Genomic DNA, 15,328 nt, shown 5'->3' on the forward strand with positions numbered 1-15,328 from the left:
TATGATTGAGCAGAATAAAGCAACAGCGATACTACTTCGTCAATTGGCATCACTTGTTGAAGCGATGACTATATCTGATATTGAGGCTGTTGTAAATAATAATGCTAAACTATCTTTAAATATTCGCAAATCGAAGAAAGAAAGAATTTTAGATAAAGGTCAAGTGGGTGAGTTTCTAAACACAAAAGAGCCAAAACTAGATATAGAATTAATCCGTATGAAATTAGATCAAATAGACACGCGAGATAATGCTGCCAACTTTTTATTGGACGTCGCTGGAAAGAAGCATGATTTAGTGTTAATAGCAAGAGAGATGTCTATTCCTGTGCAAAGCTCCGATACTATAGAAACAATAAGAAATAAGATCGTTGATGCAACAGTCGGCTATAGGCTCAGGTCAAAGGCGATAAGAGATAAAAATTGAATTCTCTTGCTTTGTAACTATTATGTGCGTTGTAAATTATTGATATGTCTTAAACACAGCTAGCCGGAGAATATTTTATTTGGCTAATGTTTACCACATCGTGGTAGTGTGTAAGCGGTGTGATCTGGCATCCGTGGTTCGTGCATCTGGTCGAAAGCCGGCACCGAATGAAACCGGGGGAGTGTCTGGCGGTCTTTCCAGTCGCGGCGCTGCTGCTGGGATTGTCGGTGTGCGGGTTTCGGGGGCCGTTGCCGGTGGAGGATAATCCCCGGACGGCGGCGCTTTCCGCGATGACGCGGGTTGTTTCCATGAGACGGCGGATGGTCCTGCGGTGCTTGCCGAGGAATGCTTCGGCGAGTGACGGCGGGAGGCTTCTGGTTGCCGGGGTGCCACTGGCTTCGGTCGGGCGGGTGGAGCGGGTCTTGTTCGCGGTCGTCAATGCGGGCGATGAGCAGGATGGGCGGTCGAATTGAGGGGCGGAGTGGGGGAGGCGGCGGCTGGCTGGCTGGCGTGCTCCCTCACCCTCCCATTGCTGCGCAATGGGTCCCTCCCTCTCCCGCAAGCGGGCGAGGGGCTTTTTGTTCTGGTAGGGGCGTTGGTTCCGGTTTTGGCGATGAAGGAGTTTTATTGAAGCGGCAATATTTGCGGTTTCGATTAAATTTTTGGCAGGACGCTTGCCTTGCCTGCCGCGACGGTGTGCATACGGCTTCGCCGACGGCTTGATGCGGGGGTAAAGCCCGGTTTTCTCATACTGGCATATGCATTGCTCAATGACATCCCATGACCGCCAGCGTGGGAGACGGGCTTTATGGGGAATTTCGTCAATATCGCCTTCGATATTGTCAGTTTCAGCGCGATCATCGTGCTTGTGGTGCTGGGGCTGGGCGTCATCGCCAGCATGATCGGCATCTTCAACTTCGCCCATGGCGAGTTCGTGCTGCTCGGCGCCTATGTCGTCTTCCTTTTTCACAGCAACGGGTTGCCGGCCTGGGCCGGGATGCTGGTGGCGCCGTTCGTCGTCGGCGCCATCGGGTATCTGCTGGAACGCACCGTCATCCACCGGTTCTACGCGACGCCGGTGATCGCCATGCTGGGCACCTATGCCCTGGGGCTGACGATCCGGGAGATCGTGCGCAGCCTGACCGGCGGGCTCTATCACGCGATACCGGAACCGCTGGTCGGCTCCTGGTCGATGGGCGACTTCAATATCGCCAAATGGCGGGCGGTGATCATCGTCGTGACGCTGCTGGTGATCGCGGCGACCTGGGTGTTTCTGACGCGCAGCTCCTATGGGCTGCGGGTGCGGGCGTCGCTGGAGAACCCGTCGCTGGCCCGTGCCTCTGGGATTTCCACGGCGCGGCTTTACGCCATGACCTTCGCGTTCGGTGCCGCCTTGGCGGGGCTGGCGGGGGCGCTGATGGTGCCGCTGTTCTCGCTCTACGCCGATCTCGGCGTCCGGTTCCTGATCCAGAGCTTCCTGGCGGTGATGCTCGGCGGGGTCGGCACCTTCGAAGGGCCGATCCTGGGGGGAGCCATCGTCGGCGGCATCAGCGCCAGCCTGCCGTGGCTGGTCCCGCCGGTGCTGGCCGACGTCCTGGTGTTCGTCATCGCCATAACCATCGTCAAGCTCCGTCCACAAGGCCTACTCAAAGCAGGGAGAATATGAGGATGATAATTCCTCCGCATGGAAATGCCGGAAAAGGTCTGTCGCGGCGCGACTTCCTCCGGGCCACGGCCGGGACGGCGGCTTTCGCGGGCATGGTCTCGACCGGGCTGGGAAGCTGGGTGCTGCGGCCGAAGGGGGCCTATGCAGCATCTCCGATCAAGGTCGGCATCGCGACCGACATCACGGGCGCCATCAGCCATTCCGGCAATTCGTGCTGGAACACCGCCCGGCTCGCCATCGACGAGATCAATGCGGCGGGCGGCATCAAGGGCAGGCCGCTGGAGGTCTATCTCGAGGATACCGCGTCGAACGAAACGGTCGCGGTCGCCAATGTCCGCCGGCTGATCCAGCGCGACCGGGTCGACGTGGTGCTGGGCGGCATCACCAGTTCGATGCGGGAGGCGATCAAGGACCCGATCGCGAAGCGGGGACGCACTCTCTATATATACCCGCAGCTCTACGAGGGTCAGGAATGCACCCCGCACGTCTTCTGCACCGGGCCGACCCCGGCGCAGCAGTGCGACGACCTGATCCCGTGGCTGATCGGGCAGGGGGCCAAGCGCTTCGCGTTCCCGTCCGCCAATTACCTGTGGCCGCAGCTTCTCAACAAGTATGCCCGCAAGGTCGTGGAAGCCAACGGCGGCGAGGTCGTGTTCGAGGAATACTACCCGATCGACCAGGTCGAATACTCGTCCACCGTCAACCGGATCATGACCGACAAGGTCGATTGCGTATTCAGCACGGTCATCCCGCCGGGCGTCGGGCCGTTCCTGAAGCAGCTTTACGAGGCCGGCTACCATGGCCGGGGCGGCAAGATTGCATCGGTCTACTACGATGAGAACATGCTGAACGTCCACCAGCCCCATGAGATGGAAGGGCTGGCGAGCTGCCTGGACTATTTCCAGGGGGTGGACGATCCGTTCTCCAAGGCGCTGCTGGCGCGCTACAACGCCAAGTATCCGGGCTCTCCCTATCGCTTCACCGCCGGCAGCGCCGCCACCGGCATGTGGCGCGGCATCAAGCTGTGGGAACAGGCCGTCATCGCCACGGACGGCGACCTGGACCGGGAATCGGTGTCGAAGGCGCTCCAGACGACCAAGATCGCGGAAGGTCCCGGCGGCGGGGCGGAGATGGTGCCCGGCACCGGCCATTGCCGCATGAACATGTATATCGCGGTCGCCAAGGCGGGGACCTACGACCTGATCTCCAAGTCGAGCAGCGCCGTCGAACCGAAGGAATGCGGGCCGGCCTGATGACGTATCGCGGAGACCGATAGATGGCGGATGTGGTTCATAAGCCGGTCGTGAGCAAGGCGGGAGAGGGCGCTTTGGCGTTCTCCCGGCCGTCGCGGCTGCCCCGGCTTCTCATGGTCGAGATCGCCGTTTTCCTGGCGCTGGCGGTGATGCCGCTGTTCCTGGAGTTCTTCTGGGTGGTCTTCCTGACCAAGGTGATGATCCTGGGCATGGTCGCCCTCAGCTTCGACCTGAACTGGGGCTATTCAGGGATCATGAGCTTCGGGCAGGCGCTGTTCTTCGGGACGTCGGCCTATGTCGTCGGGCTGCTGGGGCGCGACATGGATCTGGCGCAGGGGCTGATCACCCTGCCGCTGGGGGCGCTGGTCGGCATGACGCTGGCGCTGCTGATGGCGATGTTCCTGCTGCTGGGGAAACGGGCGCCGACGGTGATCTTCGTGTCTCTCGGCACGCTGACCGGGTCCTATGCGGCGGAGCGGCTGGCGGCGGCGTGGTACTATATCGGCGGGGCCAACGGGCTGTCGGGCATCCCCGTGCTGATGCTGGGGCCGGTCGAGTTCTTCGAGGGGCCGGAGTTCTACTATCTGGCCTTCGCGCTGCTGGCGGTCGTCTATCTGGGGTGCCGGTTCTTCGTGCGCTCGCAGTTCGGTCTGGTGCTGGCGGGAATGCGGGAACAGGAGCGGCGGCTGGCCTTCTTCGGCTACCGGGTGCAGCTGTTCAAGGCGATCGTGTTCTCGCTGTCCGGCCTGATCGCCGGGCTGGCAGGAGCGCTGTATGCCTATCACGAGGGGTTCGCCGGGCCGCGCATCCTGGGGATCAACCTTTCGACCATGATCGTGCTCTACGCGCTGCTGGGCGGGTCGGGGACGCTGATCGGGGCGATCATCGGCTGCGCCATGATCGAGGTCGGCAGCCTGTTCCTGGCGGACCAGCCGGTCATCCGCGACTTCTGGCCGGTCATCCTGGGCGTGTTGATGCTGCTGGTGATCCTGCTTAAGCCGACCGGCATCCTGGGCCTGTTCGTGCCGGACCGGGAGCGGATCGGGTCGTTCCGGCGGGAAAGCGGGACGGGGGGTGCGCCATGACGGCGGCGGTGGCGGCTACGGCGGCGGCTCCGATCCTGGAGATCAGGGGCGTGCATAAGGTCTTCGGGGCGCTGAAGGCGCTGGACGGGGTCGACATGCAGGTCCGGTCCGGGGAGTTCCACGGGCTGATCGGGCCGAACGGGTCGGGCAAGAGCACGCTGATGAAAGCCATCGCGGGCGAGCATCTGCCGACGTCCGGCACCGTCACCTTCAAGGGCGGCGACATCACCCGCGCGACGCCGTCGGAGCGGTCCAGGGCGGGGATGTCGATCAAGTTCCAGATCACCAGCGTCCTGCCGGGGCTGACCGTCTACGACAACGTGCTGCTGGCGACCCAGGCGCGCGAGGGGATCGGGTCGCTGCTGCGGTCCTCGTCGCGTCGGCGGCTGCATGGGAAGGTCTGGGCGGCGCTGGAGCAGTTCCGCATGCTGCACCGGGCCGACGACGTGGCAAGCAGCCTGTCGCACGGCGAGCAGCAATGGCTGGAGATCGCCATGGCGATGGCGACCGGGCCGGACCTGCTGCTGCTGGACGAACCGACCGCCGGGATGAGCATAGAGGAACGCCGGATCACCGGCGAGCTGCTGGAGCCGATCCGGGGACGCTGCGCCGTCGTCATCGTGGAGCACGACCTGGATTTCATCCGCGAGATCTGCGACGTGCTGACCGTGCTGGACCAGGGCGCCGTGCTGAACAGCGGCACTATCGAGACCATTCAGAACTGCGAGAAAGTGAGGCAGGTCTATGTCCGTCGCACTTGACGTCGTCGGGCGGACGGTCCCGCCCGTGCGTGGACCCTCGGCGCTGGACGTGCAGGAAGTCTCCGCCTTCTACGGCACCAGTCAGGCTCTGTTCGACGTGTCGCTGCTGGTGCCCGCAACCGGAGGGCTGGCGGTGCTGGGCCGCAACGGAGCCGGCAAGACGACGCTGATGAAGACGATAGCCGGCGAGATGAAGGCGGCCACGGGGCGGATGTTCCTGGGCAAGTCGGAGATCACGGCGCTGCCGACCGAGCAGCGGATACGCTCGGGCATCGGCTACGTGCCGCAGGAAGGGGCCGTCTTCGCCAAGCTGTCGGTGCGGGAGAACCTGAAGGTCGGGTCGCTGATGAAGCCGAAGTCGGACGCGATGGACCGGGTCATGGCGATGTTCCCCAAGCTGGGGACGCGGCTGGACCAGCAGGCCGGCACGCTGTCCGGCGGCGAGCGCAAGATGCTGGCGGTCGGGCGGGCTTTGCTGGGGGAACCCCGGCTGCTGATCCTGGACGAGCCGACCGAAGGCGTCTGGATCGGCGTGATCGAGGAACTGGCCGACCGGCTGGGCGAGCTGTCGAAGACTATGGCGCTGATCATCGTCGAGCAGCACCTGGATCTGGCGCTGCGGGTCGCCACCCACGCGCTGGTCATGGCGCGGGGGCGGGTGGTGCTGGAGGGCGGTGCCGGCGAGATCGGCAGCCATCCGGAGCTGTTGCGGTATCTGGCGCCGTAGGCGTTTTACCAATTCAATACTGTCATAAGCAGGAGGAAGGGATTCATGCCCATCAAGAAGCCGTCCCGTGAAGCGGTGCTGGATGTCGGCCGTACCATCGGCCTGTCGCTCACTTCGGCCGAGGCCGAGGAGTTCGCCACGCTGATGGGGCCGAGCGTCGAGCAGTTCAATCAGGTGGACCGGATGCGCGATGAGTTGCCGGAGGTCAAGTATCCCCGGACACCCGGCTACCGTCCGATGGTCGAGGACAACCCTTACAACGCTTGGTACGTCAAGACGACGATCGAGGGCGCTCCGGGAGGCAAGCTGTCCGGCAAGACGGTCGTGCTGAAGGACAACATCATGCTGGCCGGCGTGCCGATGATGAACGGCTCGGCGACGCTGGAAGGCTATGTCCCGGAAATCGACGCGACCATCGTGACGCGCCTGCTGGACGCCGGCGCCACCATCGTGGGCAAGTCGCACTGCGAGGCCTTCTGCCTGTCGGGCGGCAGCCACACCAACATCACCGGGCCGGTCCACAACCCGCTGAAGCATGGCTATTCCGCCGGCGGGTCTTCATCGGGCAGTGCGGCGCTGGTGGCGGCGGGCGAAGTCGATCTGGCGGTCGGGGGCGATCAGGGCGGCTCGATCCGGATGCCGGCTTCGTTTTGCGGCATCTACGGGATGAAGCCGACGCACGGGCTCGTGCCCTATACCGGCATCATGCCGATCGAGATCTTCGTCGATCACACCGGGCCGATGACCAGGACGGTCAAGGACAACGCCCTGATGCTGGAGGTGATGGCGGGGCCGGACGGCTACGATCCGCGCCAGTACGACGTGAAGACGGCGCCCTATGCCGAGATGCTGGAGGGTGGCGTCAAGGGGATGACCATCGGCGTGGTCAAGGAAGGCTTCGGCCATCCGGACTCGGAAGAGGCAGTGGATGCGGCGGTGCGGCGCTCGGCGGAGCACTTCGCCAAGCTGGGCGCGACGGTCAAGGAAATCTCGATCCCGATGCACCGTGAGGGTGTCGCGATCTGGATGCCGATCGGCGTGCTGGGGCTGACCCAGACGATGATGTACGGCGACGGCTATGGCTTGAGCCGGCCCGACCTGTATGTGTCGAGCCTGATGGACCGGCACCATTCCTGGCGGCAGCGGGCCGACGAGCTGTCGGAAACCACCAAGCTGATGCTGCTGCTGGGGACTTACGTGCTGGATAAGCGAGGCGTCCAGCCCTATGGCAAGGCGATCAACATCGCCCGGCGGCTGCGCGCGGCCTATGACGCCGCCCTAGCCGATTGCGACCTGCTGCTGATGCCGACGACTCCGATGAAGGCGACCCCGATGCCGGAAGCGGATGCGCCGGTTACCTCGATCGTCAAGCGGGCCTTCGAGATGATCACAAACACGGCACCCTTCGACATCACGCACCATCCCGCGATGGCCGTCCCCTGCGGCCTGATCGATGGACTGCCGGCCAGCACGATGCTGATCGGCAAGCACTTCGACGAAGCGACGATCTACAAGGCGGCCTACGCGTTCGAGCAGTCGGGCGGGGCGGAGTTGAAGGGGTGAGTGAAAGGCCAGACTTGACGGGCGGAGCCGCTTTCAGCGGCTCCGGGCGCGGCGGGGGAGGTCGAAGAGGGAGGTGTAGGAGGCGTTCTGGGCGGGGCGGGCGGGTTGGATCGGGATGACGTGGCGGTCGGCTTCGGTGTCGACGTCGACGTCCTCGAAACGGGCGCCCAGCTTGGCGAAGCGGCGCTCCAGTTCGGCCTCGGAGATCAGCCAGCCGCGTGGGCAGCCGGCGCGGGAGACCAGGCCGTTGGAGTTGAGATCGTCGTCATCGTCGTCGGCGTCGAGATCGGCCATGGCGGGAGCCTGCCGGACGAGCGGGGCGGCGGCGGCCGAGCGGCGGTCGATCGCGGGGGGCGTCTGGGGCTGCGCCTGCGGACGCTCGGGGGTGGCGAAACGGTCCGGCATGCCGCGATGGTCCATCCGGCGCATTGGCGGACGCGGCAGGGGACGGGGAGCATAACCCTGGGACTCTCCGCCGTTGTAGCGGGAGGCGCCCTGATAGGAGGAGGTCTCCATCGGGCTGTCGAGCAGGTGGCGTCCGGACAGAGCCTGTCCGATCACAAAGGAGCTTTCATCAGGGCCGGCATCGTGATCGTTGTTCATGGTGTGCTTGTTCCATCCACAGCGAGATCTGTTAACACTTCGATACGGCTGTTTAGGTTAATGAATACTTACCCATTCCGATAATCTGGGTACCTTCACCCATTATTTCCATCTCCATTTAGTTCGTTGAAATTGCGAATAAATTCGCCGCAATCCGGCCTATGACCGGGGAAAGGCGACTAGACCCAAATGCTTAATATCCACATCCTCCGGTCTATGACGGGAGGGTTTGATCTAAGTCAAATTACAGCTCCCGGTTATGATTGCCTGAGGGACGTCGTTAACGTGGCGAATTGCCGCTCATGAAAAATTTACCAGCCTGTGCGACCGCCGGTGAAACCACCCGGCGTGCGCAGCCCTTGCCTTCCGACGGCATCGAGTCGGCCGCTCTCCTGTCGAGGCAATCCATATTGTCGTACTCACAGCCGCTAATCCCTTCTCTCGGGTGTGGTGCAGATGTGACAACTGCGGCTAATGGGCCACATTTTCTGCATGGCTCCCCGGCGGAGATCGCACGGGATGCGGATCATCAGGGGGCGTATATACGGTCCTGTCTTCTCCCCCACACCTCCATCAGTGCTGTTCATAGCCATGCTCGCCGCCGAAATTTTTGGCCTTGCCGGGGTCGTTGCCGGTTCATCCTGGGGTTTCCTCAAGGATCGCCGCGCGATTCTCGCCGTTCAGGCATTCGCCACCGTCATGTTCGGCATCCATTATGGGCTGCTCGGCGCCTGGAGCGGTGCGGGCATGTGCGTCATGACGCTGGTGCAGGCGACCGCCTCGCTTCCGCAGAAACACAGCCGGGCGACCACGATCCTGTTCTGGTCGACGGTTCCGATGATCGCGGTGCTGACGTTCCTGACCTGGAACGGTCTTGCTTCGGCCGGCGCCGCGTTCGGGATGGCGATGGCGACGCTGGGGCGCTGGCAGAAGGACACCTTCAAGCTGCGCTGGTTCTTCGTGCTGTGCTCGATCGGATGGGCGACCCATAACGCGATCGTCGGCTCGCCCTTCGGTCTGGCGTCCGACACGATGTGCTTCGTCAGCAACCTGTGGCGTCTGCGCAGCGAGCTGAGCCTGCGACGTCTGCGCCACCAGGAAAGCCGGGGCGTTCCGGTGCTTTCCGGAGGAATCCCGACAGGGCTGCCCGCCTCGGCATAGAGTCTTCGAAGCTGGTTCTTCGATCCTACACCAATGAATTGGACATCCCGCAGGGCCGTTTTGCACTGCGGGATGTTGTCATGGTGAACAACAGGATTGAGAGAACACCATGCAGAACCCTTATACCGCCAAGAACCCCTTCATGAGCATGTGGCTGTCGGCTGCGAATTCTTCCGCCGGCATGATGCGTGGCGCCTGGACTGCCGAAATGCATCGGCAGCAGCAGGAATTCGTCCAGAACTGGATCAAAATGTCGATGCAGTTCTGGATGCCCATGCTGAATCCGCCGCGCGACCGCAAATAACCCGCATGTAACGGGTAACGGCCGGACCGGCGACACGGTCCGGTCGATAACATGCTTATTCAGGTGGTACCGCTGTCGTGTACACAGCAGGGCAAAGGCATCCTCAAAAGGGATGCGCATATTGACGCAAGCCACCTATAGCTTTTTTGCACTGCAAAAATTCATGCTTTCTAAACCATGGGAGCCTATATGGGATTGCAGTATATTGCACTGCACCATAAGGAGCTTCCCATGCGTCGCTTTATCGGCCTTGCCACTGTGGCAGCCCTGCTCGTTCCTTCGATCGCTTCCGCCGCCGATGTCGTGAGCGCCCAGCAGGCCCGGACTGTCGCCCTGCGTGACGGTTCCGCCGTGGTCTTCTTCACGAACGCCGAAGACAAGTTCGAAGTCGTCACGACCGTTTCCGCCACCGAAGCCGCTCCGGCCCTGCGCTTCACCCACGATCTGGCCGCCGGCCAGTCCGCCACGATCGAGCTGAGCGGCGATGCCGGCACGCCGGCCGCCCGTCTCGTCCTGACCCGCGACGGCGACAAGCTGCGCGTCGAGAGCGGTTCCAAGACGGCCTCCACCGGCCTCTGACAGCTTGATCCGGACCGGTTTCTTGTTCCGGGACCATCCCTAAAGATAAGGATGGTCCCAGGGACGACCGCCGGAATAATCGGGCCGCTTTTTTGTTGATACTTGCAGATGAACAATCCGCTAGGTGTCGCCATGCGTGTCCGGCTACTGGTCGCTTCCGCCTCCCTTCTCTTGATGTCCGTCCTCCCGGCAGCCGCCGACTGGGACAGGCATCGGGGATGGGACAGGGGCGGCAGGCATTATCAGGCCGATGGGCTCAAGCGAGCCTGCAACTACGGCGATCGCCGCGCCTGCATCCAGTTGGGTGAGGTGATCGGCCGCCACCGCGAGGCCCGGCGCCAGCAGGAATGGCGGCGCGACCGATTCGCGATGCCGGACCGGTATTATGAAGAACGCTCCCGCTACTACCGTCCGCCTCCGCCGCCTCCGGGCTTTTCCTGGCGCTTCGAGTCGCGGTGAGCCGGGTGTGACAGATCCTATGTGATCCTTCACTCCGCGTCGCTGTTGGCGATGGCCTGAAGGGCTTTCCAGTTCTGTATGGCGAAGGCGTTGCCGTCGCGCGCGATGATGCCTTCCGCCTGCCACTGTCCCAGATGAAAATTCACCTTCTGCCGGCTGGCGCCGATCAGCTGGCCCAAGTCGCGCTGGGTCGGATTGCCCTTGAGCCGGGGATTGCCGATTCCGGCGATGGGCTTCGATGACTGCTTCGAGGCCTGGGCCGCTATCGTCAGCAGCAGACGCGCCAGCCTGACGTTGACGGGGTGCAGCGTGACGCCTTCGACCTGATCGGTCGAACGCCGCAGCTTTTCCGACAGCATCGCGCAAAGGCGCAGCGCCGCTTCCGGGAACTGGCGCAGCGTGGCCGTGAAATCGAAGCGCTCCAGCGTCAGGACCAGCGTGTCCCCCATCGCCGTCGCGTCGGCGCTGCGCGACTGGCCGTCCAGCAGGCTCATCTCGCCGAAGATCTGGCCGGGTTCCATGATGGTCAGCAGCATCTCCCGCCCTTCCGCCGTATTGACGCCGATCCTTACCCGGCCCTCGACCACGATCATCAGCGTCGATCCCGGATCCCCCCGCATGAAGATCGTTTCGCCGTCCTTGAAGCGGCGCGAGTTCAGCCGGGCGGCGATGGACTCCCGTTCCGCCGGGGCAAAGTTTTCAAAGAAGGATGCGCGTGCGAGGAACTGCACTTTGCTCGAATGCGATAACGCTGCCATCAAGGCTCTCCTGGCTGCCCGGTCCTCGAAGCCGAAGATCGGGTTGACCTAAGATTGTACGAGTCCACCGACCTGTCGGGATGGTCGTTGATTTACCCAGTAATCGTGTATGCGGTCGTTTGAGCCATAGTGGTATTTTCGGCCTTCGCCGTTGGAAGCGGTGTGAAGCGCTGCACAGTCGCCGGTCGTTTTGGTGCCGGCTACTTCGCATGAGTTATTTCTGCCAAAGCCGCCCCGCTTCGAATCCTGCAAATTCCTTCCGGAGGAATCGATGCTCGGCATCCGACTCCTGGGCGAAATGGAGATATCGCGCGACGGAGAGCGGCTTGAAATGCCCCCCTCCCGGAAGACGCGCGGGCTGCTGGCCTATCTGGCGCTGGCGAACCGCCCGCTGCGCCGTGAGCGGCTCTGCGCGCTGCTGTGGGACGCTCCGGACGACCCGAAGGGCGCCTTGCGCTGGAGCCTGAGCAAGCTGCGGCCGATCGTCAACGACCCCGACCGGGCACGGATACTGGCGACGCGCGAGCTGGTGTCGTTCGATCCCGCCGGTTCGCATATCGATCTGGCTGCCGTGAGGACGCGGCTCGACGGTGGGATCGAGGGCGTCGACACCGCCACGCTGAAGGAACTGCAAGCCGAGTTCCGGGGCGACTTCCTGGAAGGGATGGAGCTTTCCGCCTGCCCGGACTTCGAAGTCTGGCGGATAGCCGTCCGGGAAGAGGCGCGGGCCCTGCACCGCCAGATCCTGTCGGCCGTGGTGGAGCGTCATGCCGGCGAACCCGATATGGCGCTGCCGTTCGCCCGCCGCGCCGTGGCACTCGACCCGGACGACGCGGGCAGACATTCGCTGCTACTGCGTCTGCTCGCCGAGAGCGGCCGGCGGGACGCGGCCGAGGAGCAGTATGTCGTTTCCCTGCGCCAGCTTCGCGACCATGCAGCACCCGCCGAACCGCTGGTGGCGGCGTGGCAGGACCTGCGGCGGAAGACGCCCGCCGCACCCGCCGTATCCGCCGCAGTGGAGCCGGCGCAGGCGCCGGTGCCGGAGTTGGATCGAGCACCGGTTCCAATCGCGGTTTCGGGACTGGCTGGGGCGGAGCGGAAGGTCGCGACCGTGCTCGCCGCCTGCGTTCACCGGATCGCGGATGACGGCGCCGACCCGGAGGAACTGTCGAGGCAGGCGGATTTCCTGACGGCGCTCCGGCCACTGGTCGAAAGCTTCGGCGGGATGATGGGGGCAGCGCTAGGCACCTCGGCGGTCGTGCTGTTCGGCGTCGAGCGGACCCTCGAGGACCACGCCGTCCAGGCTTGCCGGGCGGCGCTCGCGATGCGGGCCGCCCTGGCGTCCGGCAGCGGCGGCGAGCTTTGCCTGTCGGCCTGCCTGGATACGGGCGAGGTCCTGGTGCGGGAGACGGCGGCGGGCGGGGCGGAAACCATCGGACCGGCCATCCAGACCGCCGCCCGGCTGGTGCACCTGCTCCCCGTCGGGATCATGGCAGTGACATCGGCCGTCTTCGACCGGACGGCGGGATATTTCCGCTTTGCCGATCCGCGCGACTTCGCGCCGGAACACGCCGCCGGACCGGCGGCCCTGCGGGACCTGCTGGGCGCTACCCGTGCCCGCACCCGCTGGGACCTGACGGCGGCGCGCGGGCTCGATGCCTTCATCGGACGGGCGGCCGAACTCGCGACCCTCGACGAAGCGCGCCGGAAGGCCGGCGCCGGGCAGGGCCGGATCGTCTCCATCGTGGGGGATGCCGGGATCGGGAAGTCCAGGCTGACGCATCATTTCGCCCAAGCGCTGCCGGACGCCGGCTGGACCCTGCTGCTTGCCGACAGCGCCCCGCACGAGACCGGCGCTTTCCTGCCGGTCCGCAGGATGCTGCGCGGCTGGCTGGGCATCGCGGACACGGCCGAACCTGAGGCGGTGGCGGGCCGGCTGCGCGAGATGGTGGAACCGCTCGATCTTCTACCGGCCGCTCCAGCCCTGTCCTGGCTGCTCGACTTGCCCGTCGAGAACCCGGACTGGAAGCGGATGGGAGCTTCCCAGCGCCAGCGTTCGATCATCGACGGCGTCCTGGCGCTGCTGACGGCCCAAGCGCGGCGCGGACCTGTCGTGATCGTCATGGACGACCTGCACTGGGCCGACGAGGAAAGCATCGCTGTCATAGACGGGCTGGTGCGGATACTGCCGCCCGCCGCGATCCTTCTGCTGGTGACGTACCGGCCCGGTTTCCGTGATGCCTGGACGGCGCACAGCTGCTACACGCTCTGCCATCTGGACCCCCTGACGGACGATCATGCCGACACCCTGCTCAGCCGCCTGCTGGGTCCGGGCGAGGACCTGGACCCGGTCAAGCGCGGCCTGATCCGGCGTGCCGAGGGCAATCCCCTGTTTCTTGAGGAAATGACAAGAGCCTTGGTGGAAACCGGACGGCTGGAGGGACGGCCCGGCGCCTATCGCGCGGTGGGGGATGTCGATGACCTCGGCATGCCCGCCACGGTCCAGGACGTGATCGCGGCCCGCATCGGTCTGCTGGGAGCGCTGGAAAAGCAGGTGCTCCAGACGGCGTCCGTGCTGGGCCGGACGGTCCCGCTTGATCCGCTGCTGGCGGTCTGCCGCTACGGCGACGAGGCGGTACGGGATGCGCTGGCGGTGCTGAACGCCGCCGAGTTCCTGTACCAGACGCGTTTCCTCCCCTCCGCCGAATACAGGTTCAAGCACGAGCTGACCCGTCAGGTCTCCTATGGAAGCCTGCCCCGGCCCCGCCGTGTCGCGTTGCATGCGGCGGTCGCCGCCGCGATGGAAAGCCTGTGGCCCAACGGCCTTGCGGCTGTCGTCGATGCGCTGGCGGACCATTGCGAAGCGGGGGAACAGTGGGACAAGGCCGCACGCTACCTGATCCAGGCGGCGGCCAAGGCGAAGTCGCGCTACGGGCTGGCCCAGGCGATAGCCTTGGCCGAACGCGGTCTTGCCGCCGCCGAGAAGACCGGAGATCCGGACGAGCGATGCCGCATCGAGGCTCTGACCCTGCTGGGCGACCTGCTGAGCCTGCGCGGAGATCTGGCGGGGGCCAACGGGGCTTACGTGCAGGCGCTCGGTTTGGAAGAGGACGGGCATCGCCGTCCGGCGATCGCCAACCGGCTTCACCGCCCTCTCAGCATGACGCGGGCCGGCGGGCGCGTTGCCTATTACGAGCACGGGGCGGGATCGACGACGCTGGTCTTCATCCATCCCTTCGTCTACGGCCTGCCGGTGTTCCAGCCGCTGATCGAGGACCTGTGCCAGGAGTTCCGGATCATCACGATCGACCCGCGCGGCACCGGCGCATCGGACCCGCTGGCGCCCGGCTACGACATGCACGACCACACCGAGGACGTCCGCGCGGTGCTGGCGGAGGCCGGAGCCGGCGGACCGGTCGTCGGCGTCGGTATTTCCCGGGGCGTGCTGCTGCTGATCCGGCTTGCCGTGCTTCAGCCGGAGCTTCTCAGCAGGATCGTCCTGGTCGGGGCCTATTGGCGTCAGACCGTCGGTCTGGGGACGAAGGTCCCGGAAGGGGCGGAGGCCGGCGGCCTGATGGCGGCGCTGGAAGCCGGCGACCTGCGCCGCGCCGTCGAGGCCTTCGCGCCGACGATCTTCTCCGAGCCGGGGACGGAGGAGTTGCGGAAGCAGTTCATCGATCAGTGCCTCAACCTGCATGAGGATACCATCAGGCGCTTCTTCACCTTCGATCCCAGGAACGATGTCACCGGCCTACTGGGGCGCGTCACCGTCCCGACGCTGTTGGCCCATGGCGGCGACGACCGGGACGTGCCCTTCGCCGCCGCCCGCGAGATGGCGGGCAGGATACCGGGAGCGTCGCTCTACTGCTTCGAAGGAAAGGGCCACCTGCCGACCTTCACCGCCACGGCGGAGTTCTGCGACGTGCTGAGGCGTTTCGTGCGGGGGTGAGGGTGCATGGCGTCAATCTACACTGCGAGAACCGTT

15 protein-coding genes are annotated in these 15,328 nt (G+C 64.5%); 13 read left to right on the forward strand and 2 right to left on the reverse strand.

Annotated features, from left to right (window positions below; translation table 11 throughout):
* Position 1 precedes the first annotated feature (1 nt).
* The 8 genes from N826_RS43260 (at position 2) to N826_RS22375 (ending at position 7,479) form a co-directional block, all read left to right on the forward strand.
* Entirely contained in the window at positions 2–424 is a 423-nt protein-coding gene (locus N826_RS43260) for a hypothetical protein (RefSeq protein ID WP_147040929.1), read from the forward strand.
* A gap of 167 nt (positions 425–591) precedes the next feature.
* The gene (locus tag N826_RS22345) at positions 592–897 is read left to right on the forward strand and encodes a hypothetical protein (RefSeq protein ID WP_044432462.1); all 306 of its coding nucleotides are present in this window, start codon (positions 592–594) and stop codon (positions 895–897) included.
* Between the two features lie 335 nt (positions 898–1,232).
* A complete protein-coding gene (locus tag N826_RS22350) occupies positions 1,233–2,090 on the forward strand; it encodes a branched-chain amino acid ABC transporter permease (RefSeq protein WP_044432465.1) in 858 nt (285 codons plus the stop codon).
* A 2-nt stretch (positions 2,091–2,092) separates the two neighbouring features.
* Positions 2,093–3,343, forward strand: a complete 1,251-nt coding sequence (locus N826_RS22355; protein WP_044432466.1) for a substrate-binding protein — start codon at positions 2,093–2,095, stop codon at positions 3,341–3,343.
* A gap of 23 nt (positions 3,344–3,366) precedes the next feature.
* Positions 3,367–4,428: a branched-chain amino acid ABC transporter permease gene (locus tag N826_RS22360; protein WP_044432467.1), complete on the forward strand. Its 1,062-nt coding sequence runs from the start codon at positions 3,367–3,369 to the stop codon at positions 4,426–4,428.
* The gene (locus N826_RS22365) at positions 4,425–5,189 is read left to right on the forward strand and encodes an ABC transporter ATP-binding protein (protein WP_044432469.1); all 765 of its coding nucleotides are present in this window, start codon (positions 4,425–4,427) and stop codon (positions 5,187–5,189) included. The genes N826_RS22360 and N826_RS22365 overlap by 4 nt, the downstream gene beginning before the upstream one ends.
* On the forward strand, positions 5,173–5,916 hold the full coding sequence (locus tag N826_RS22370) for a branched-chain amino acid ABC transporter ATP-binding protein (protein WP_044432470.1): 744 nt from the start codon (positions 5,173–5,175) through the stop codon (positions 5,914–5,916). The genes N826_RS22365 and N826_RS22370 overlap by 17 nt, the downstream gene beginning before the upstream one ends.
* Before the next feature lie 45 nt (positions 5,917–5,961).
* On the forward strand, positions 5,962–7,479 hold the full coding sequence (locus tag N826_RS22375) for an amidase (protein ID WP_044432472.1): 1,518 nt from the start codon (positions 5,962–5,964) through the stop codon (positions 7,477–7,479).
* A 33-nt stretch (positions 7,480–7,512) separates the two neighbouring features.
* On the opposite strand, the gene N826_RS22380 is transcribed toward N826_RS22375, so the two are convergent.
* Entirely contained in the window at positions 7,513–8,082 is a 570-nt protein-coding gene (locus tag N826_RS22380; protein ID WP_044432473.1) for a hypothetical protein, read from the reverse strand.
* Between the two features lie 519 nt (positions 8,083–8,601).
* Here N826_RS22380 and N826_RS22385 point away from each other — a divergent pair.
* From N826_RS22385 to N826_RS22400, 4 genes are all read left to right on the forward strand, one after another.
* Positions 8,602–9,243, forward strand: a complete 642-nt coding sequence (locus N826_RS22385) for a YgjV family protein (protein ID WP_169789400.1) — start codon at positions 8,602–8,604, stop codon at positions 9,241–9,243.
* Positions 9,244–9,385: 142 nt separating this feature from the next.
* Entirely contained in the window at positions 9,386–9,547 is a 162-nt protein-coding gene (locus N826_RS22390) for a hypothetical protein (protein WP_211099347.1), read from the forward strand.
* Positions 9,548–9,778: 231 nt separating this feature from the next.
* Entirely contained in the window at positions 9,779–10,126 is a 348-nt protein-coding gene (locus N826_RS22395) for a hypothetical protein (protein WP_044432477.1), read from the forward strand.
* A 108-nt stretch (positions 10,127–10,234) separates the two neighbouring features.
* Positions 10,235–10,585 (forward strand): hypothetical protein, encoded by a 351-nt coding sequence (locus tag N826_RS22400; protein ID WP_044432478.1) that lies wholly within the window; start codon positions 10,235–10,237, stop codon positions 10,583–10,585.
* Between the two features lie 29 nt (positions 10,586–10,614).
* Here the strand turns inward: N826_RS22400 and N826_RS22405 are convergent, their stop codons facing one another.
* A complete protein-coding gene (locus tag N826_RS22405; RefSeq protein WP_044432480.1) occupies positions 10,615–11,343 on the reverse strand; it encodes a Crp/Fnr family transcriptional regulator in 729 nt (242 codons plus the stop codon).
* 271 nt (positions 11,344–11,614) lie between these two features.
* On the opposite strand from N826_RS22405, the gene N826_RS22410 reads away from it, so the two are divergent.
* Complete coding sequence (locus N826_RS22410) at positions 11,615–15,292, forward strand: alpha/beta fold hydrolase (protein WP_044432482.1); 3,678 nt, start codon at positions 11,615–11,617, stop codon at positions 15,290–15,292.
* Positions 15,293–15,328: the final 36 nt, after the last annotated feature.

This window comes from Skermanella aerolata KACC 11604, from assembly GCF_000936425.1.
Taxonomy (GTDB): domain Bacteria; phylum Pseudomonadota; class Alphaproteobacteria; order Azospirillales; family Azospirillaceae; genus Skermanella; species Skermanella aerolata.